The organism is uncultured Rothia sp., from assembly GCF_916715725.1.
Lineage (GTDB): Bacteria > Actinomycetota > Actinomycetes > Actinomycetales > Micrococcaceae > Rothia.
This window is the reverse complement of sequence record NZ_CAKAPD010000019.1, coordinates 1-19,360: the sequence shown is the minus strand read 5'-3', so window position 1 is coordinate 19,360 and position 19,360 is coordinate 1. Positions and strand designations below refer to the sequence as shown.

The 19,360-nt window shown below is 60.7% G+C and carries 13 protein-coding genes; 6 read left to right on the top strand and 7 right to left on the bottom strand.

Annotated features, from left to right (window positions below):
• The 4 genes from QZ822_RS08670 to QZ822_RS08655 all read right to left on the bottom strand — a co-directional run bounded on the left by QZ822_RS08670 (position 1) and on the right by QZ822_RS08655 (position 4,542).
• Positions 1-1,308 (bottom strand): methionine synthase, encoded by a 1,308-nt coding sequence (locus QZ822_RS08670; protein WP_294643994.1) that lies wholly within the window; start codon positions 1,306-1,308, stop codon positions 1-3.
• Positions 1,309-1,375: 67 nt separating this feature from the next.
• Positions 1,376-1,774, bottom strand: a complete 399-nt coding sequence (locus QZ822_RS08665) for a chorismate mutase (RefSeq protein ID WP_005505356.1) — start codon at positions 1,772-1,774, stop codon at positions 1,376-1,378.
• Between the two features lie 101 nt (positions 1,775-1,875).
• Positions 1,876-3,099, bottom strand: coding sequence for a tRNA 2-thiouridine(34) synthase MnmA (gene mnmA / locus QZ822_RS08660; RefSeq protein WP_294643992.1), 1,224 nt, complete (start codon positions 3,097-3,099; stop codon positions 1,876-1,878).
• A gap of 195 nt (positions 3,100-3,294) precedes the next feature.
• Complete coding sequence (locus QZ822_RS08655) at positions 3,295-4,542, bottom strand: cysteine desulfurase family protein (RefSeq protein WP_294643990.1); 1,248 nt, start codon at positions 4,540-4,542, stop codon at positions 3,295-3,297.
• A 191-nt stretch (positions 4,543-4,733) separates the two neighbouring features.
• On the opposite strand from QZ822_RS08655, the gene QZ822_RS08650 reads away from it, so the two are divergent.
• Both QZ822_RS08650 and QZ822_RS08645 read left to right on the top strand, forming a co-directional pair.
• The gene (locus tag QZ822_RS08650; RefSeq protein WP_294643988.1) at positions 4,734-5,201 is read left to right on the top strand and encodes a tRNA (cytidine(34)-2'-O)-methyltransferase; all 468 of its coding nucleotides are present in this window, start codon (positions 4,734-4,736) and stop codon (positions 5,199-5,201) included.
• Between the two features lies 1 nt (position 5,202).
• Positions 5,203-5,850, top strand: a complete 648-nt coding sequence (locus QZ822_RS08645) for a uracil-DNA glycosylase family protein (protein WP_294643986.1) — start codon at positions 5,203-5,205, stop codon at positions 5,848-5,850.
• Positions 5,851-6,056: 206 nt separating this feature from the next.
• Here QZ822_RS08645 and QZ822_RS08640 read toward each other — a convergent pair whose 3' ends face one another.
• Positions 6,057-7,385 carry a S1C family serine protease gene (locus QZ822_RS08640; RefSeq protein WP_294643984.1) on the bottom strand — a complete coding sequence of 443 codons (1,329 nt, stop codon included), beginning with the start codon at positions 7,383-7,385 and terminating at the stop codon, positions 6,057-6,059.
• Between the two features lie 380 nt (positions 7,386-7,765).
• On the opposite strand from QZ822_RS08640, the gene QZ822_RS08635 reads away from it, so the two are divergent.
• From QZ822_RS08635 to QZ822_RS08620, 4 genes are all read left to right on the top strand, one after another.
• A complete protein-coding gene (locus tag QZ822_RS08635; protein WP_168167599.1) occupies positions 7,766-7,933 on the top strand; it encodes a hypothetical protein in 168 nt (55 codons plus the stop codon).
• Between the two features lie 314 nt (positions 7,934-8,247).
• Complete coding sequence (locus QZ822_RS08630; RefSeq protein WP_294643982.1) at positions 8,248-10,674, top strand: non-ribosomal peptide synthetase subunit; 2,427 nt, start codon at positions 8,248-8,250, stop codon at positions 10,672-10,674.
• A gap of 253 nt (positions 10,675-10,927) precedes the next feature.
• Complete coding sequence (locus QZ822_RS08625) at positions 10,928-12,994, top strand: TPM domain-containing protein (protein ID WP_070831537.1); 2,067 nt, start codon at positions 10,928-10,930, stop codon at positions 12,992-12,994.
• Positions 12,995-13,257: 263 nt separating this feature from the next.
• Positions 13,258-14,022: a PspA/IM30 family protein gene (locus QZ822_RS08620; RefSeq protein WP_070831539.1), complete on the top strand. Its 765-nt coding sequence runs from the start codon at positions 13,258-13,260 to the stop codon at positions 14,020-14,022.
• Between the two features lie 109 nt (positions 14,023-14,131).
• Here QZ822_RS08620 and QZ822_RS08615 read toward each other — a convergent pair whose 3' ends face one another.
• Both QZ822_RS08615 and QZ822_RS08610 read right to left on the bottom strand, forming a co-directional pair.
• Positions 14,132-16,561 (bottom strand): S-layer homology domain-containing protein, encoded by a 2,430-nt coding sequence (locus QZ822_RS08615; RefSeq protein WP_294643979.1) that lies wholly within the window; start codon positions 16,559-16,561, stop codon positions 14,132-14,134.
• Positions 16,562-18,662: 2,101 nt separating this feature from the next.
• Positions 18,663-19,256, bottom strand: a complete 594-nt coding sequence (locus QZ822_RS08610; protein WP_005505324.1) for a protoglobin domain-containing protein — start codon at positions 19,254-19,256, stop codon at positions 18,663-18,665.
• Between the last annotated feature and the right edge of the window lie 104 nt (positions 19,257-19,360).

The window sequence follows — 19,360 nt, the reverse complement described above, 5'->3', positions numbered from 1 at the left end:
TCATACCGCGCGCTCAGCCAAAGCACGGGCACACTCTGTCACACGAGCCAGGGAAGCCGTGGCATCCAGCACACTCACCGTACCCGAAGCCGCCCCAGCAGACGCGGAACCCCGCTGAATACGCTCATCAGGCATCAAACCCACCGCGCTCAGCTGGGCAGATTCAAGACCAACCTCACGCCACAGGCTGTACAGGCGGTGCACCTGATCAGGAACCCGTGCAGAAGTCACCACCGGCAGCCACAGCTGGGTCTGTGCATCCAGAAGCTGCGCGACGGGCTCCCAGGAACGAGGGTCGCTCAGCGGCGGAACCTGCAGCGTGCCGGGCCCTTTGAGGCGGGCGCGATCAGGATGCAACAGCAAAGCGCAGGGAGCGCCGTCCTCAACACGCATCGCCTTCACAAGGGCCAACGCATCAAGGGCAGGGCGGGACTGGCTCAGCAGCTTCAGCTCCTGCACAGGTTTAAGCGCGGTGCCATCCACGTCCAGGATGAGCTGCAGATTCAGCTCGGCGAAACGCTCCGAGATACGGCGGTACACCTGCTGATAGTAGTGAGGTTGCAACGCCGACAGGGAGCGGAAGCCACTCACCGTAGGGATGGCCCCCTCCATCAGACGCTGAAATTCGGATTCATCCAGCTGCACGGCAATCAGCGCCCGCGGAGCTTGCAGAGCCTCACGCAGAGACTCCGCCCAACGCTCCAGGCCTTCCAGGAACGACTCCAGCAGGTCACGGCTCGCCCCTGCATCACTAATGGCACGCTCACCGCCGGGCAGGTAGATGCTCGCGGCAAGAGTCAGCGGACCGACCAGCTGAATCTTATACACCGCAGCGGAACCCTCAACACCGGAAGTGAACCTTTTCTTCTGCGTGCCCACACGGTCAGCGAGAAGATTGATATCCGAGAGCAGACGGTCCTGTGCCAAGGCAGACTCGCGTGCTCCCCTGCCACCGCTATGCACCATGCGCCAGCCAAACGAGGCACCGTCAAAGGCAAGTCCCTCGCACACCGCCAGGGTGCGTGCCAGAGGAGTACTCCGCCAGCCTAGCGCCGGCAGATGCGGCAAGAACGGCAGGTGCGGGGCACCCAGCTCCCCTTCCACTCGAGACATTGCTTCGCCCAAATCGTCGCCGGGAAAATCGCCCAGACCGCTGGCGCGCACCAGCGGACGCTCCGTAGCGAGCGCGGCGAGGTCCTGTTCGGTCAGTTCGTCCCCTTCGGGGGCGCGGTACTCACCGGGCAGTAGTAGGCGCTCCGGCACCGGTTCGGTGCGTACGGCATAGCGGTTGGAAGATTGAGCGGGCATAGGGGTTTATCCAGAGGGGTCAGATAGCGTACAGGTTCAAACGCAATGACGTGAAAGTAGCGCGGTACTAGCCTTCGGACTTCTCGGCTTCAGTTGCCTCGCCGTCTTGTTCGGCCTGCTCGTTTGCGATGCGCACGTGGTGGCGAATCACCTCGGAAATAATAAAGTTCAGGAACTTCTCCGCGAATTCCGGGTCGAGGCTGGATTCCTTCGCCATGGCACGCAGGCGAGCAATCTGTGCCTCTTCACGGCCAGGATCGCCAGCGGGCAGGTTGTGCTTAGCCTTCAGGATGCCCACGCGCTTGGTCGCCTGAAAACGCTCCGCGAGGATGTGCACCAGCGCTGCATCGAAGTTGTCGATGGAGCGGCGCATGGCGAAGAGCTCCTCGTAGACCTCCGGTGCGACTTCATCGCCCATGGAGGTTGCGTGGGGGTCAAATTCGCAGGAAGTGTTTTCGGGGGTCATCGGTTTCTCCTCGGATCAAATATGGTCTTCTGCGTGTTCCGCTCACGCAAGATGTTAGTGCAGCTGTCGGGGATCAGCCGTGGCGCAACTACTCGGTGCAACTATTCGGTGCTGGTTGAGGCGCCGGCAGACAGGGTTTCCTGAATGTCTTCGCGGTCCAGCGAGTAGGCGCGGGCGATGGTGGACTGGCCCAGCACGCGGGTGCCCTGGTAGAGCACCATGGTCTGCCCCGGTGCCACACCGGAGAGCGGATCCAGGAGGCGCACTACGGTTTCCAGGCGCAGCGCGCCTTCTTCTTCAGCTTCGGGGTCGGGTGCCCAGGTCATGTACGCCTTGGCGCGGACCGGGTCGGCGTGCGCGCGCACCTGTGCGGTCACCTCGAACTCTTCGCTGCGGGCGCCCAGCTGTGCGGGCTCTTCCAGGAAACGTGCCGCCTGTTCCACGGGGACACCCGCCCAGGTGGCGCGGATACCGCGGATTTCGTGCACGGCAAGTAGCTCGCGGGAGCCGACGATGACTTCATTTTCCTTGGGGCGCACCTCAAGCACGAAGCGAGGCTTGCCGTCGGCGGCGGGGCGGCCCAGCGCCAGGCCCTTGCGCTGGCCCACGGTGTACGCCTGCGCGCCAGGGTGCTCGCCGAGTACCTCGCCGTGGGTGTCCTTGATGAGGCCGGAGCGCATTGTGATGTGGTCGCCCAGCCAGGCGCGGGTATCACCTTCGGGGATGAAGCAGATGTCGTAGGAGTCCGGCTTCTTCGCCACGGAGAAGCCGCGCTCTGCCGCCTCCGCACGCACCTGTGCCTTGGAGGGGGTGTCAGCCAAGGGGAACCAGGCGTGCTTGAGCTGTTCGTGGGTGAGCACGCCGAGCACGTAGGACTGGTCTTTAGCCCAGTCGGCGGCGCGGTGCAGTTCGCGGTTGCCGTCTTCGGTGGTGATGACGCGGGCGTAGTGGCCGGTCACCACGGCGTCGAAGCCGAGGGCGAGGGCGCGTTCGAGTAGCGCGGCGAACTTGATCTTTTCGTTGCAGCGCATGCAGGGGTTGGGGGTTCGTCCGGCTTCGTATTCGGAGATAAAGTCGTCGACGACGTCTTCTTTGAAGCGTTCGGAGAAGTCCCAGACGAAGAAGGGGATGCCCAGCTGGGAGCAGACGCGGCGGGCGTCCATGGAGTCTTCGAGGGTGCAGCAGCCGCGGGAGCCGGTGCGTAGGGTGCCGGGCATGCGGGATAGGGCTAGGTGAACGCCGACTACTTCGTGTCCTGCTTCTACGGCACGGGCTGCGGCGACTGCGGAGTCAACGCCGCCACTCATAGCTGCAAGAATTTTCACTGCCTATCCTTCTGTTCTGTTGAGCTTCTAGGAACGTTCGGAGCGTGCCCTGTGTGCGGGCGGACTTTCCGTTACTGTAGCTACCCATTGTACGCAGGGGCTCGGCGGGATATTGGGCAGTGCACCCTCAGCCAGCCCTCAGCGAACGCTGAGATTGCAGGCTGAGGGCGGTTCGGTATCTTCTCTTCTGGGTTTCTAGTGCCAGCGGGAGGCGTCGGGAAGTTGCGAAGACAGTCCCGCCTTTGCAGCCTGTTCGTAGGCGGCGGGTAGTGCCGCGATGAGGCGCGCAATATCGGCTCCGGTGGTGGAGTGGCCGAGGGTGAAGCGCTGGGCGCTACGGGCGGTGTCTTCGTCCATGCCCATTGCCATGAGCACGTGGGAGGGGCGGGTCACCCCGGCGTTGCAGGCGGAGCCGGTGGAACTGCTGATGCCCTGCATGTCCAGCAGGAAGAGCAAGGTGTCGCCTTCGGCGTTTTCGAAGGTGAAGTGGGCATTGCCGGGCAGGCGCTTCTGGCCGGGGTATTCTTCGGTGAGCGGGTTTTCGCCGCTCAGGTGTGCCTGCGGGATGAGTGCGCTAATTGCCGCGACGAGCTCGTTGCGTAGGGCGGCGATGCGGGCGGATTCCTCGGGGAGGTTCTCGACCGAGTGCACGGCGGCTTCCGCGAAGCCCGCGATGGCGGGTGCGTCGATGGTTCCGGAACGCACGGAGCGTTCCTGGCCGCCTCCATGGAGCACGGGGGTCAGTTGCACGGCGCGGGTTGCGACCAGCGCGCCAATACCCATGGGGCCACCAATCTTGTGGCCAGAAATCGCGAGGGTCGCCACGCCACTGGTGTGGAAGTCGATGGGCACCGCGCCGAACGCCTGCACCGCATCCGAGTGCACGGGAATACCGTATTCAGCGGCGATAGCGGCAATTTCGGGGATGGGCTGTACGGTGCCGACCTCGTTGTTCGCCCACATGACGGTCACGAGCGCAACGTCTTCGGGGTTCTTTTCGATGAGCTCGCGAACGGTCTGCGGGTTGACGCTGCCGTACTCGTCCACGGGGATCCATTCGAGCTGTGCGCCTTCTGCCTTTTCGAGCCATTCGCAGGTTTCTTCCACCGCATGATGCTCAATGGAGGAGACGAGAATTCGGGTGCGCTGCGGGTCTTCTTCGCGGCGCTTCCAGTAGATACCCTTGACGGCGAGGTTGTCCGCCTCGGTGCCGCCGGAGGTGAAAATAACCTCGGCGGGGTCGGCGCCAATGGCGCGGGCGATGCGTTCGCGGGCGTACTCGACGGTGGCGCGGGCGTCGCGTCCTACGGCGTGCAGGGAGGAGGGGTTGCCGCCGTTGCGCATCTGTTCGACCATGGCGTCGATGGCGGCGGGCAGTACGTCGGTGGTGGCGGCGTGGTCGAGGTAGACGCGGCCGTTCTGACGGTTGGTTTCTGCGCTCATGGTTCCTCCTGCTGGGTTGTTCGGCGGTTTTTCGCCTCGCTTATTTTATCGCGCCCTGTCCGGGCTCTTCTAGGTGTGTTCACCTGCGGCGGGGTCAGTGGGTGCTACTCCGCCGGGCTATTCGGGGACTCCGCCGGGCTGCTCGGAGCTGATCAGGGGACGCTCAGGGGCTGCGCGGTACACTTAGGAACGTGTTCAAGATTCTTTTCTATACCCCTGAAATTCCGGGTAATACCGGTAATGCGATTCGTTTGTCGGCGATTACCGGCGCTGAGCTGCACCTGGTCAAGCCGCTGGGCTTCAACTTTGATGACGCGCACCTGCGCCGTGCCGGTCTGGACTACCACGACCTCGCCGTGGTGACCGTGCACGAGACCCTCGAGGACGCGTGGGAGGCGCTCGCCCCGGAGCGTGTTTTCGCGTTCACGACGACCGCTTCGACCTCGTATGCGGACATCGAGTACCGCCCCGGTGATGTGTTCATGTTCGGCCCCGAGTCGGTGGGTCTGCCCGCCGAGGTTCAGCAGGACCCGCACGTGACCGAGCGCGTAAAGATTCCGATGAAGCCGGGCCGCCGTTCGCTGAACCTGGCGAACTCCGCGTCCATTGCGATTTTTGAGGCGTGGCGTCAGAACGGTTTTGAGGGAGGCGCCATCTAACATGGCTGCAGCACACCATAATCTGCCGGAGCCTCTGGTTCAGCAGATTCTGGAAACTACCCCTCCCCTGGCGGAGCAGATTCGCCAGGACCCGCAGAATAAGGCGTACACGGAGCAGGGCTGGGAGCCGGTTTATTCGGCCTCGCCCAAGGCGCGCATCGTGGTGATTGGTCAGGCGCCTGGGCGTGCCGCGCAGGAGAGCCGCATCCCGTGGAACGACCCGAGTGGCGAGAAGCTACGACAGTGGATGGGCGTGACGGACGAGCAGTTCTACAACCCCGAGCTCATTTCGCTGCTGCCGATGGATTTCTACTATCCCGGTAAGGGCGCGCACGGCGATAACCCGCCTCGTAAGGATTTCGCGCCGAAGTGGCATCCGCAGTTGCTTACGCTCATGCCGGATGTTCAGCTGATTCTGCTGGTGGGCGCATACTCTCAGAAGCATTACCTGGATGGTGTGCACGCCCCGAAGGCGCAGAAGAACCTGACGGAGACGGTTCGCGCGTGGGAGTCTTACCTTCCGCGGTTCCTGCCGCTGGTGCATCCTTCGCCGCTGAATTTTAGGTGGCAGGCGAAGAACCCGTGGTTCGAGCAGGAGGTTGCCCCGGCTTTACAGAAGCGCGTGGGCGAGGTTCTCGAGGGCGCCTAACCCGCCCCTATCTGCAACACCAATACAGTTTGCTGTACTAACGCAAGAAGCTCCCATCCCAGATACGGGGTGGGAGCTTCTTCGTTACGCCAGGTGGCACTCTTGCTGAGCGGTTAGTCCTGCTGAACGGTAGAGTCGGCTGAGCGGGTGTTGCCCAACCGCGTTTCTACCCGTTCAGAGGCAGAGCGCGTTTTACTTCTGGCTATTTACTTCTGACTGTCGGCGTCGCCCAGGGTCACGGTGATGTCCTGGGTGGAGGAGCCGCGCTTAACCTTCAGCTTCAGGTCGAAGCCTGCCGCCGCGGCACGAACGGTACCGTTGAGCTCTTCGCTCTTGTTCACGGCGTGACCGTCGGCTTCAATCACTACGTCACCGGAGCGCAGACCTGCCTTTGCGGCGGGGCTATTAGACTCCACCGAGGCAATTTCAACGCCACCGGGGATGAGCTTGGAGGAGCCCGAACCGGTGTCTGCGGGGCTGTTCTTCACGCTCGCGCCCAGGTAGCCGTGGGTTGCTTTGCCCTTGGCGATGATCTCGGAGGAGATTCGCTTGGCGTAGTTGGAGGTAATGGAGAACGCCATACCGTCAGCGGCACCACCGTCCTGGCTTGCCTGGCCCTGTGCGTTGATGCCGACCAGTTCGCCCTTGAGGTTCACCAGCGGGCCACCGGAGTTACCGTGGTTGATGGGCACATCAACCTGAATCATGGGGATGTAGTTCTGGCCCTTTGCGTCAGCGGGCTGCACACGGTTGACGTTCGAGACTACGCCGGCGGTCACCGATTCGCTACGGCGATACGGCGCGCCGAGGGCAACCACGGCCTCGCCGGAGACCAGCTTGGAGGAGTCGCCCCAGGCGATGGGCTGCAGGTCCAGGCCGGAGGGGCTAATCTTCAGGACCGCCAGGTCAGCGGCTGCGTCCAGGCCCACCACGGATGCGGTGCGCACGGTGCCATCGCTCAGACGCACCTCAATGGTGGATGCTTCCCTGGAAGATTCGAGGGTGACCACGTGGTGGTTGGTGAGGATGTGGCCTTCCTTGTCGAGGATGACGCCACTACCGCCGCCGGAGGAGGAACCGTTCGAAGCAACAATAGTCACGGTAGAGGGCAGGACCTTCTTCGCGGTTTCTGCTACGCCTGCCACGGTGGAGGAGTTGCTGATATTGGAGCTAACGGAACCGCGGGAGGAGGAGCTGGAGGAGCTGTTGTTCGATGCCGCGATGCCGCCTCCGACGCCCGCACCGACGCCGCCGCCAACGAGGGCTGCGAGCAGAGCTGCGGTGAGCACAACACCTGCGCCGTAACGCTTGTTATTGTTGGTGTCTTGGGGCGCAGACTGTGCCGCAGCAACCTGAGCGGCAGCTGCCTGGGGGTAGGTGTAGCCGGGAGAAGCATATGCCTGCGGGTATGCGTTCTGACCCTGCTGCTGGTTTGCGGACTGGTAGCCTGTCTGTCCGTTCACGTTCTGCATGGGACGGGTTGCGTCCGTGACGCCGTCATTGCCGCCGTAAGACCATCCGTTGTTTTGAGTCATGAGTTCTCCTAGAAGTCGTGCGTATGCGTCACCCTGGGCGCACGCTATCTTTCTACTGTAGAGGGTGTTTTAGGGCGTTCGATATCTTTTCGCTGTTGGTTTTCGGGGAGTTCCCTGGGAATTTTTCTCATCCCCCTTCATTTGGTACCGATTAGCCGGTCTGAGGTACTCGGCGATTCACCCGGCAGCTGGTTTATTTTGGGGCTTTGTTGCTATTTTTTCGTCGCTCTCAGGCTTCTCTTTTAAAGCGCCCAGTTTTTCTCCACGGTTTACACAGCATGATGCGTCCGCATACACAGCTTCAGCACAGAGTCGGTCCGTAATGTTGAAGACACATAGGAACGAAAACCAATGCAAAGGACAAACACGAGGAGAAACCCATGATGATCGGAACCCTGATTTTCTGTGCGGTCTTGGCAAGCTCCATCGGTATCGGTGCGGGTATTGTGGCTTGTTGCTCGGGAATGGTGTACCGCCGTCATCGTGCAGAGAAGGCCTCCGAGCTGGCGCAGCCGCTTGCCACCCACGCATTGACCGCCGGTAGGTAGCGCATAAAGTTTGATAGTTTTCCGGGGCGGAGATGAGAGCCCTGCACCGGAGGGGCGAGAATCCCCAGTATGTCCCGAAGGGTCGGTGTGAGGACCGGCCCGGGTGTGATAGTGAGTTGAGTGATGATTGATGCGGCGTGAGCCCCTGCATGAGGGCTTGCGCCGCATCGTCTTTTAACTGTGACGCGGGTGCGGGAGGCGCTGGCGGAAAGCACTGGCGGAGAGTACCCGGCACCCCGGCTACTTCCCTTTTAGTATGCGGTAAGGCAACGGTACCGCGGGCGTTCAGGGGACAGCTGGGTTATGGTGAAGTTATGAGGATTATTTCTGCTGTTTTCGCTCTTCTTGGCGCGTTGCCGACCCTACCGGCGGTGGCATCTTCGCTGGACGGCGCAACCCGCCTGTACGCGCTACTTCTGTTTGTACTGATCTGCGCGGCGGTGGCGTTGTTTGCGTCGTTGAGCCCGTCGCGCCGTCGCGCTCGTGAGATTAGACGGCAGGTGTTGCAACAGCAGCAGAATCAGGCGATGAATCAGCAGGTACCGCCTCAGCAAGCGCCCAATCAGCAAGTACCCCCTCAGCAGGTGCAGGGCGCGGTGAGCTACCCGATGCACTACCAGCCGAAGCCGGCACAGCCCGGCAGTAGCGTTCAGCAGCCGGCACAGAGCCCGGCACAGTCCCCGCTCCCCCAGCAGGATCAGGCTGTCGAAGCTCAACAGGCTCAGGCACAGCAGACTCAGGCGCCCTCGCCTCAGCCTGCCTCACCTCAGCCTCCTCAGCCGGTGGCGGCGCCGTCCCCGCTGGAGCCGATGCAGGCGGGCGGTGCCTCCGGTTCTTCGGCGCAGACCCCTTCGGTGCAGAACCATTCAGCAGAAAGCCAGGAGCAACAGAGCATGCCCCAGAACACCCCGGCGCAGCCTGAAAAGCGCCCGCAACAGGAGGCCGCCCAGCAGACTCCCAAGAGTAACTCGGCACCCTCCGACCCATTCTCTTTGAGCACCAACTTCAAGCTCATTCCCCCTCTAGAGAACGCACAGCGCAGCCGCTACCCCATGGTGCTTTCTGCCAGTAAATCTGAGGATGAAGTCTTTGCGCTGCCGTCGATTAGCGGTGTGCCGCAGCATCTGCTGGTCGGTACGCAGGAGAATCATGTTCCGCTGAATCAGCGTCAGCGCTGGGAGCAGGTCAGGATTCTGGAGAACTACCTCATGCGTGCGGTAATGAACCTGCAGGCGCTGGAGCGTGCGCAGGTTTCTCCGCTGCACAGTTTCAAGGAGACGGCACAGGCTGACCGCGCGGTACTTGCCGCCGGGCTGGAAGAGACCATCCGGACGTCTCGGCTGAAGCTGAGCGGGGCGTTGGAGTTCTATACGTCCCTTCCTCGTCTGGCGGAGGTGCCGGGTTCTTTCGCTTTTGCCCGTGACCACGCGCTCTCTTTGAGCGCCACCGTCATTAGCCTGACGGAAGAGTGCTTTGAGCGTACCTTCCGGTGGCGTCTGCTGGAGGATGCCCTCCCGGATTCTTTGAGCGACCGCCTGTACGCGGTGCGTTATCTGCGTGAGAGCGCCCAGAAGCTGGCGGCTTTTGTGGAGCTGAGCGAATTTGACCGCGCTATGCAGCTTGCTGAGGCCTGGAAGAAGACTGTTCGTAAGGATTCGAAAATTGATGAGGGCAAGCTCTGGAATGAGATGGCCGAAGTCGCCTTTGATGTTCTGCCCGAGTTGCGAGAGCGGGCGTTGAAGGGCGTGCAGTCTACGCTGGAGTTCAGCGAGCTTTTCTACCGTTCCGGCGATGATGGTACGCACCGTATGCTCCGCCCGGAACAGCTGAGCGAGTTTGAGCTCAGGGGCGTGCAGTCCACGCTGGAAGAGCGTCTGGAGAAGGTGCGTCTTGAGCTTCAGGATGCGGAGTTCTGCGCTACGGTCTTGAGCTTGCAGGCGCAGGCCGTCATTGAGCTTCTGGAGGAGCTTCTGCAGGTTGAGCAGGACGGCGTTCTGGCGGAGGTCGTGACCGATTTGCGGGCGCTTGCTCATTACTCGCCGCACCTTGCTGAGCTACCTATCCAGACGTTGATGTACACGCGCGAACAGTACGCCCCCGATGGGGAGGATTTGCCGACCATTGGCGAGCGCATCCGTTCCCTCTCGAGCGTTCCCGAGGTTCTGGCGTTCGTTCACTACGAGGGCACCAAGCTTCTGCTGGGTAGCTTGGATCAGAGCGAGGCATCTTCTGAGGAGGCTCTCTCCGAGGGGCTGCTTTCGGAGGCGATGGCGTTCTCTTCTATGCCGCTATCGGTGTTGCGCACTCATTCGCGGCTTCTGCAGCAGGTGCTTCGCCTGCAGAATCTACGGTTGAAGCTGGCGTGGGTGAGTAGCTGTAGCGGCTACATGCCTTTGAGCCTGGTTGAGAGGTATTACGTCGGTCCCTCTGCCGGGGATGAGGATTTGAAGGAGCTGACCGAAAATATTGAGGCGCTCGCGGAGCTTCTGGAGGCTCGCGCTAGCTCCCGGGAGTATAGGGGCCGTGACGTGCCGGTCCCGCGAATCCTGTGGTCACAGATGCGGAAGCAGGCAGAACGCAGTTCTAGGTTGCTGAATACGGTGCAGTTCTTGGGCTGGATGTTCGCCTCGTCGTCGCGGGTGCAGGTGGTGAACGGCATAGCACAGAGTATCCACGATGTTGACGCCGCGGAGGTAGTGGAGCATCTGATGAGCAATCTGAAGATTGCGCGTCGGCGCTAATTGACTGAATAACCGGTGAGCCGGGGTCTGGCATGAGGCTGGACCCCGGCTTTCCTGTATACCGGCTTTCCTGTATAAAGCCTGGGAAGTCGGTAAACGGGTGGCAAACAGCGGCGCAATATTCTCGTATCTGTGCCGTTGTGCCCCTGTGCCACCGCTACACTAATAATGTGACCAGCACTAAGGTGTGCGATGAACAAGCACGCCGTGAAGTGCCGGTCCGTTCATACTTCACGACAACGGAGGAAAGACCATGACCGAGCACGCCTTTGCGCGTCAGATTCGTCCCGCACGCCCTCGCCTGCGCACTATCTTGGGTGCCACAGTGCTGGCGGCAGGTCTTTCTTGTGCACCGGTGGTTTTGCCGGCTGGTTCTGCATTTTTGAGCACGTCGGCGCAGGCTGCTGACCCGATGCAGATTACGGGCACCACCGTGTATGATTCCACGAACTCTTTGGGTGATACCGCTACCCTGAAGTCTAAGATTTCGGCTCTGTCGAAGAAGCACAACGTGGATTTGCACGTGGTGGTTATCGATAAGTTTGAGAACCCGTCTACTTCTTCGAGCTGGACGAAGGCGCTGGCTACCAAGAACAACTGGGGTTCTGCCGATGTGGTGCTGGTGATTGCTACTGAGACTCGCCAGGCGTATTTCTTGGCGGGTAGCACGAAGACCCTGTCGAGCGATCAGCAGACGAAGGTGTACCAGAACTACATCAAGCCGAAGCTGCAGAATAGCGATTATTCGGGTGCGGCTCTTGCCGCGGTTGAGGGTATCGAGGCTCAGAAGGGCGGTAGCTCTTCTGGCGTGGTGACCGGTGTGCTCGGTGTGGGTGCGGCAGCGACTGTTGGTGCCGGCGGTTACGCGATGTACCGCCGCCGCAAGAAGAAGAACGCTCAGCAGCAGCCGCAGCGTTCCTACGGCGCGCCTCGTAACTACTCCCCCATTCCCGAGGTTCCGCTGGAGGAGCTGCGTACCCGCGCCGGTAGCGCCCTGCTGCAGGCTGATACCACGATGAGCCATGCGAAGCAGGAGCTGGAGTTTGCGCGTGCCCAGTACACTGACCAGCAGGTCGCCGAGTTCGCTCAGGAGATTGCGCGCGCTGAGGATCTGATGCGTAAGTCCTTCCAGCGTCAGCAGCTTCTGACCGATAGCATCCCGGATACTGAGGCTGAGCAGCGTGCCTGGTTGACTGAGATTATTGATAACTCTCAGGAAGTCACCCGCATTGCTCAGGAGCAGGACGCTAAGCTGGCTCAGTTGCGCAACCTGGAGCAGGAGGCACCGCAGGCTATTGAGGCTCTGGCTCAGCGTCTGCCGCAGTTGCGTGCCTCGGTGGAGGAGATTGCCGCCCAGTACCGCGCATTGAAGGAACGTTACCTGCCCAGCGCCTTGGAGCCCATTTCGAAGACTCCCACCCTGTTGGACTCGAACATGGTGCTGTGCGCTGCTGAGGTTGAGAAGGCTCAGGCTACCGTTGCTACTGCCCGTTCGGAGGCGGTTGCTCACCTGCGCACCGCTGAGGAAGCCGCCTCGCAGATTCAGGCGCTGGGTGCGGCAGTGAATACCCGCGCGCAGGAGCTGGAGCAGGCTCAGCTGGGTCTGAGCACCGACCTGCTGAGCATTCAGCGTGACGTGGCTGAGGCGAAGAGCCTCGCGGCGTCTCAGCGTCGCGATGATTTGGGTGCGGTCGCCGCCGGTATGGAGGCGGTGCTCAACCAGGTCAACCAGAGCGCTTCGGCTCGCCCGAATGATCCGCTGACTCTGGCGAACCAGTTGCGTCAGCTCTCCGCTGAGCTGGATAAGGCAATGACGAATATGCGTGCTACCCGCGAGCGTTCTCGCGCGGCTTCGCAGAACCTGGATCGTACGATGCGTTCCGCATACGCTGCGGTGAACGGCGCGCGTAGCTACATCAATAACCGCCGCGCCGCGGTGGGTCCGATGACTTTGACCGCTGTCTCTGAGGCGGAGCGTCACCTGGGTCAGGCTCAGCGCCTGGCTTCTTCGGATCCGCTGAACGCCATGAAGGAAGCCAACATGGCGATTCAGAAGGCGACCGACGCGCAGAACCGCGCTCAGAGCGAGGTCGGCAACTACTACAACAACCAGAACGACCGCGGCGGTAGCGGCTTCGGTGGAGACCTGGCGAAGGGCCTGCTGCTGGGCGCTCTGATGACCGCTATTAACTCCGGCACGAGTAGCTGGGGTAGCAGCGGTGGCCACAGCAGTGGCGGTAGTAGCGGCGGCAGCTGGGGCGGCGGCTTCAGCGGAGGCGGCGATTGGGGTAGCGGCGGCGGTGACGGCGGCAGCTTCTAACCCCCTCCACTAACGTTCCTGCCGGTCGGTTTCTGTAGGTTTTTCTACAGTCTGACCGGCGGGGTGCGTAGCCTTACCTCACCGCTTTCTTCCCCAGTCGGAAAGCACCCGAGGCAATTTACCAAAAGTTTAGGTTGCAGAAATCAGGCGTGCATCATTTTCACAGCATGCACCCAGAAATCTGCCACATAATTAGTTATACGGGCACGGCTCACGAGGAGCGTAGTGCTCCCCCGCAGCCCGTGAACAGAAAGTAGGAGATTATGGCTAAGCAGACCATCTTCGGCCGTATTGCACAGCTCGCTAAGGCAAACATCAACGCTCTGATTGATGCAGCTGAGGACCCGGAGAAGATGCTGGACCAGATGGTTCGTGACTACACCAACAACATCCGCGAGGCGGAGGCTGCAGTAGCACAGACCATCGGCAACCTGCGACTGCTCGAAAAGGACCACGCTGAGGACGTCAAGACCGCTCAGGAGTGGGGCACCAAGGCTCTGGCAGCTTCTAACAAGGCTGATGAGTTCCGCGCAGCTGGCGACGTTGCCAACGCTGACAAGTTCGACAACCTCGCCAAGATTGCGCTGAACAAGCAGCTGCTGGCTGAGAAGGCTGCACAGGCTGTTGAGCCTCAGCTGGCTTCTCAGACTCAGGTTGTCAACCAGCTCAAGGACGGCCTGGAGAAGATGCGCTCCAAGCTTGAAGAGGTCAAGTACAAGCGCGATGAGCTGACCGCCCGTCAGAAGACCGCAGCAGCTCAGACCCAGGTGAACGACGCTCTGAAGGCGTTCGACGTTCTGGACCCGACCAGCGAGATGAGCCGCTTCGAAGAGAAGGTTCGCCGCGAAGAGGCACGCGTCATCGGTCAGCAGGAGCTGGCAGCTTCCTCCCTGGACGCTCAGTTCAACACCCTGGACCAGATGGAGCGCGACACCGAGCTGGACGCTCGCCTGGCAGCTCTGAAGGCAAAGAACGCTCCGGCAGCTCCGGAGCCCCTGGCCGTGGAATACCCCACCCAGACCCTCTAAGCCTAGGACCTTCTAAGCCTGGTCTAGCGTTGAGCTAAACCTATAAAGATCCGCCCCGTTCCTGAACCTCAGGAACGGGGCGGTTCTTTTTGCGTTAAGGGGTGCGAGCCTAGTTCGCGTAAATGTACAGGTAGCCTGCCATTGCGTCGCGGGTGATGGCTGCCGAGGAGGTCGAGCCGGTACCGATGCCGTTGGAGGCAGCCCATGCCAGGGCCTGGGACGCGTAGCCGCCCTGAGCCTGTGCCGGGGAGCCGGCCGCACGGTACATGAACTCAGCCATGGTGGACTCGGTGACGGCTTCCAGGGGACGGAAGTCGCTACCGGTGATGCCCTGCTGGCTCAGCCAGTAAATCTCCTTGTACGCGGGGTGGTTGACCGGAACATCGTTGAACGGCGAAACAGCCGGTGCGTTCACAGCGGGGCGACCAGCCACGCGGTACAGGTAGGTTGCCAGCTGCGCACGGTTGACCGATGCGTTCGGGCGGAAGGTGCCGTCCGCGAAGCCGAGCATGATGCGGTGGTCAGAGTTCCAGCTGATCTCGTTGTAGTTCGGGTTCGAGTCGGACAGGTCGCTGTAGCCCAGTGCGGGGGTCTTGCCGGCGAAGTCCAGGGAGGACGCCAGGATGTGCGGCAGGTCGTAGTCGTGGTGGCTGAATCCATCAATCAGCTTCACGCGGGCGTCAGAGAAGCCTGCGCTCAGGTATGCGTTGTAACCGGACTCAACTGCGCCTCGTGCGCTCCAGGTGACGGGGTTGGTGTTACCGGAGGTGTCATTAGCGCCGACCCACCAGTACATGGGCAGACCCTTGGTGGTTGCGTCGGCATCCACGGAACCGTCAGAGTCACCACCGGCGACCATGATAGAGCCGCCGCCCTGACGCCAGGAGGTGTTGTGATCGGTCAGCTCGTAGGTGATGAACTCGGCGCCGCCGGAGTAGCCCATGGTCCACATCTGGGATGCGTCCAGGTTATTCTCGCTCACGAAGGACTTCGCGAAGGAGCGGAAGAACTCACCGTTGGTGTCCATGTCTTCCCACCAGGTGATGCCGTCGCCGGATGCGTTGGTATCCGGGGAGATGACCGGCACGAACACCATGTTGCGGGCGTTCGCAATCTTACCCATGGCGGCGAGCATACCCTCGTCGGGGGTGTAGACCTTGGACTCGTCACGCTGCCAATAGTCACCGTCGAAGTAGAAGACCACACCGACGGGCTTGGAGTAGTCCAGGTTGTTGGCGTACACGTGGTACTGCGAGGTGGTGCCCGCCGGGGAGGTGTAGCTCAGGTAGGTACCCGAGTGCATGGTGCGGGCACGCTGGGTGTTCTGCTGCTTCTGCTCAGACTTCTGTTCGGTCTTCTGCTCAGCCTTGGGTGCGGCGGTACTCTTGCTCTTGGCGAGAGAGTCGCTCAGAATCTGGGAGAAGTTGTAGTCGAAGTGGCCCGAGCCGTTGAGTACGGTCGCGGAGGCATTGGTGTAGCCAGCAGTCAGGTAGGCATTGTAACCGCCCTCCACGGCGCCGCGGGCGCTCCAGGTCTGCGGGTAGGTCTCACCGGCACCGTCGTTCGCGTTGGCGTACCAGTACATGGGCTGGGACTTCAACGCTGCGGAGGGGGTACCCTCATCCAGGCCACCGCCAGCGACCATGATGGAGCCGCCGCCGTTGCGCCAGGTCTGGGGCTTGGTGTTCAGCTCATATGTGATGAACTCGGCACCACCGGAGTAGCCCATGGTCCACACGTTGGAGGAATCCACGCCGTTAGCGGCAATGAAGGCAGATGCGAAAGAACGGAAGAACTCGCCGTTGCGTTCCATATCTTCCCACCAGGTCACGCCAGCATCATAACGGTTGGTGTCCGGGGAGATGACGGGCACAAACAGCATGTTCTGAGCCGCGGCGGAGGCAGCCATCTGAGCCAGCTCACCGGCGGGGTCGTAAACCTTGGACTGATCGTTACGCCAGTAGTCACCGTCAAAGTAGAAGACCACGCCAACGGGCTTGGAAAAGTCCACGCCGTCCGCGTACACGTGGTACTGCGAGGTGGTGCCTGCCGGGGAGGTGTAGGACAGGAAAGTCTGGTTGCTACGGGTTACCGGAACGGTGCTACCGGCGACGGCGGGCTGTGCCACCTGAGCGGTCTGAGCGTTAGCGACCTGCGAGAGGGAGGGCTTAGCCTCGGTGACTACGGGAGCGGCCTGGGTAGTCTGTGCCGACGGGGCAGCCTGCGCGGTCTGTGCTGCCTGTGCCGACTGGAAGGTGGCGGGGGTAGCCTGAGCTGCCTGAGCGGTGTAGGTCTGCTGAATGGGCTGGACCTGATTGGTCGCGGGAGCTTCAGCCTGCTGGCGAACCTGCACGGCTACCTGCGAAAGGGTAGGCTGGACAGTCGCGGTAAAGAGCGAACCCTGGGCGGCGGCGCCGGGAATGTCTTGCACGACGGGAGCGAATGCGGATGCGGGAGACAGCAGGGTGCTACCAAGCACGGTGGGTACGGCAATAGCCGCAAGAGAGCCTGCCTTAACGGTGCGGGGGCGAAGTGCCATGGTGTTGTCCTCGTTGTTGGTGTTTCTGGGACGGGAACGCCCGTCAGTGGTTGAGTGATAGATGGTCTATAGTCGGTCGGCCTGTGATTTTGGTACCGCTTTGGCTTGTCCATCACCATCCCGTGCTTGTGGCGGGGATGTCCTCATGCGATGGAAAGGAGCGGGGTCAGTCCGGTGACCTGAGCGGCGGACCGCGGTGACCATGTACTCAAAGCTACCAGGTCAAAAAGCCTTTTCTAACGGTTTTTTAGGGCATTTTTGGCCCCTCGCAAAATATTAACCTTAAGCCTAAACTTTTGCTAAGGTTTAAGTAGAAAATGACATGGGTTCAACCAATGGTTGAATGAGGGGTTTTACCTTGATTTTTCGGGGGTTTTGAAGGTTTTTCGACCCCTATTCAAAAACATTGACTTCAGGCTTTAAAGTTTTACCGTGAGGACAATCACTTTCTAGGTGAATTTTTGCGGTTTTTGGCTATTTTTGCATCAAAATCCCCGAAATTCCGGGGTAAATCACCTGATTTCTCAACGAGGAATATAGAGAACCTCTCGCATATTCTGATTTAGGTATGAGGTAAAAACACCCTTTTAGAGAACCCCTCAGGATTGATTAGCCCCCAAGCACGCGATTCTGGGTGTCGTCCCAAGGAGGTAATACGGCCCCTCCGGAGGGCTGCCCCAAGACCCCAAACGCCCCCCTCATACACGGCCCCCAACAGGACGAACTCAGCAGGGCTAGAGAGAGAAATTTCGGGACCGCCGCTTCCGATCAACGAGCACAGAGATACAGGGCAGCAAGATGCTCATCTGCGGCTGCAGGATTGCGGAACAAGCTAGAGGCAGAAGGAGCCGAAGGGGCAGCAGTAGGACCGATGCTCAGCAACCCTACTGAGCTCAACAGGGGAGTATGAAGGGTAAGGCTATTACTCACGCCCGTCCCACTCCCCCGCTCCCATGCCCGCCTAGCCGGCCCGCCCAACAGAATCAGGAGCAACCTCACGAGGGGTTGTCATCCACTGAACCACCCCCATGAGGGGTCGTCTCACTCGACCCCGCCTCATCAGGGGCCCCACCTCATCAGGAGCCACGCAGTCGGGAAGCGGCACAGCCAGTAGCCCCTACAACCAGGGAGCAGTACAGCCAGTAACCCACCCAGTCAAAGGCTCCAAAACCGGTGGCTCCAAAACCGGCGGCATAGTCGATTCTGGGCATAAAAAAACTCCCGATAGCTTAGCTATCGGGAGTTATCCGTTGCGGGGACAGGATTTGAACCTGCGACCTCTGGCCTGTTTTGCGCTTCGGCTTTGGACTACTTCATTAGTTTCATGGATTGTTATCATCTTTTTTGTGGTGGCAGGTCTTCCGATTAGCACAGGTGATTTTGCGAACTCACCGATCTTGTTTGCTGTCGTTCCCACGACTTGGATTTTAAAAGGCGCCACCTTTGGCTCCTATATATTTTCTACCGGGTTTCTGTTGGCTGCGATAAGTTCGGGGTTTTTACTAACGTCGGTGAAACGTGCATAGCTATACTTCACTTGGAAAAGCGTATGTGAGGATAGCTGCACTTCCAACGGATAGGTTTCCAAGTGACGGCAAAGCGAAGTCAGCGTTTGCTAAACTGTTCTATCGAATCCCAGTTTGAGATCGGTCCTTGCAAGTTCCACACCTTCGTTTTATTCCGCTATCACGAAGGCTATTTCCGGCTCTTCCGAGTTGAGTGTGGGTGACCAGGTATTGGTCGGGGGTTGTGGGTAGAGGTCGAGGTCCTTGATGATGAGCGGACTTCTACCACCGCGATCTTCAAAGGACCTCCTGTTGACTTCTTACCGTGACGGATCATGGGGCAGCCACACACAGAGCACGATGCAGTATTCACAGGAACGAGGCAAACACGACCAACTGAAAGAGTGACTTTCCCGCACCAGAAAGCCGAAAAGTCACCCAACCAGCAACACGTAGTGTCCTATAACCCAGAAAGAAAGCTCTCCCTGGAAGCCACTGAGGCTTCCAGGGAGAGCAGTCAGAGAGTGCGAAAGACGAATACACCGCTATCAAGCGTGAGGCGGCCGATGGGGGAGTCGTAGGTGGCGAGCGCCGGATCAGAATTGCTCGGGGTGATCGCGGTAGGCATACGCCCACACTGTCACGGCGACAGTCACAGCGCGAGTCCACGCGTCACGGACAGCGTCCAGTTCTGCGCCCTCGAAGCCCTCCGCCAGGAGACGGTGCCCGACCTCCACAGTCGGCGCGATGAAGGCGAGCACGTAGCGCAGAGGCACGAATGGCGTCGAGTCCGCCCCATCCGCCGCGTTCTTCGCCGCGGTCATGTGTCGAGCTCCGATCAGGTACTGGTAGTCCAACCACGCCTGATCCCGCTCGCGCGTGCACATGTCGATGATCCACTGGGCGAATCGGGGCTTTGACGCCTGCGCGTACTCGGGGTTCGGCTGTCCATCCGGATGCGCGGAATGTGCTGCCAGGTAGGTCTTTTGAGCCAAAATCCCGCGCCACGTGTCGACCATTTCCATGGCATGCGGCGCCAGGATGGGTTCTGCTCGCGCGAGCAGCTCTGCGTCACCGGGCTGGACGTGCGCGGCGGCCTCAATCTGGCGTAGATCCTCGAGTGTGAGCGGAGACGTGGGGACGGCATCGGTGCCGTAGGTGTACCCCGACGAGTGGTCGTAAGCGGTCATGCGAACCTCCTTGAACTTATGCGTCAACTGTAGAACGTGCTCTTGCTCAGGTCAAGTACTGTGGAGTGGTGTAATCGTTTTGTGTCCTTCGGGTTGGGTTATGC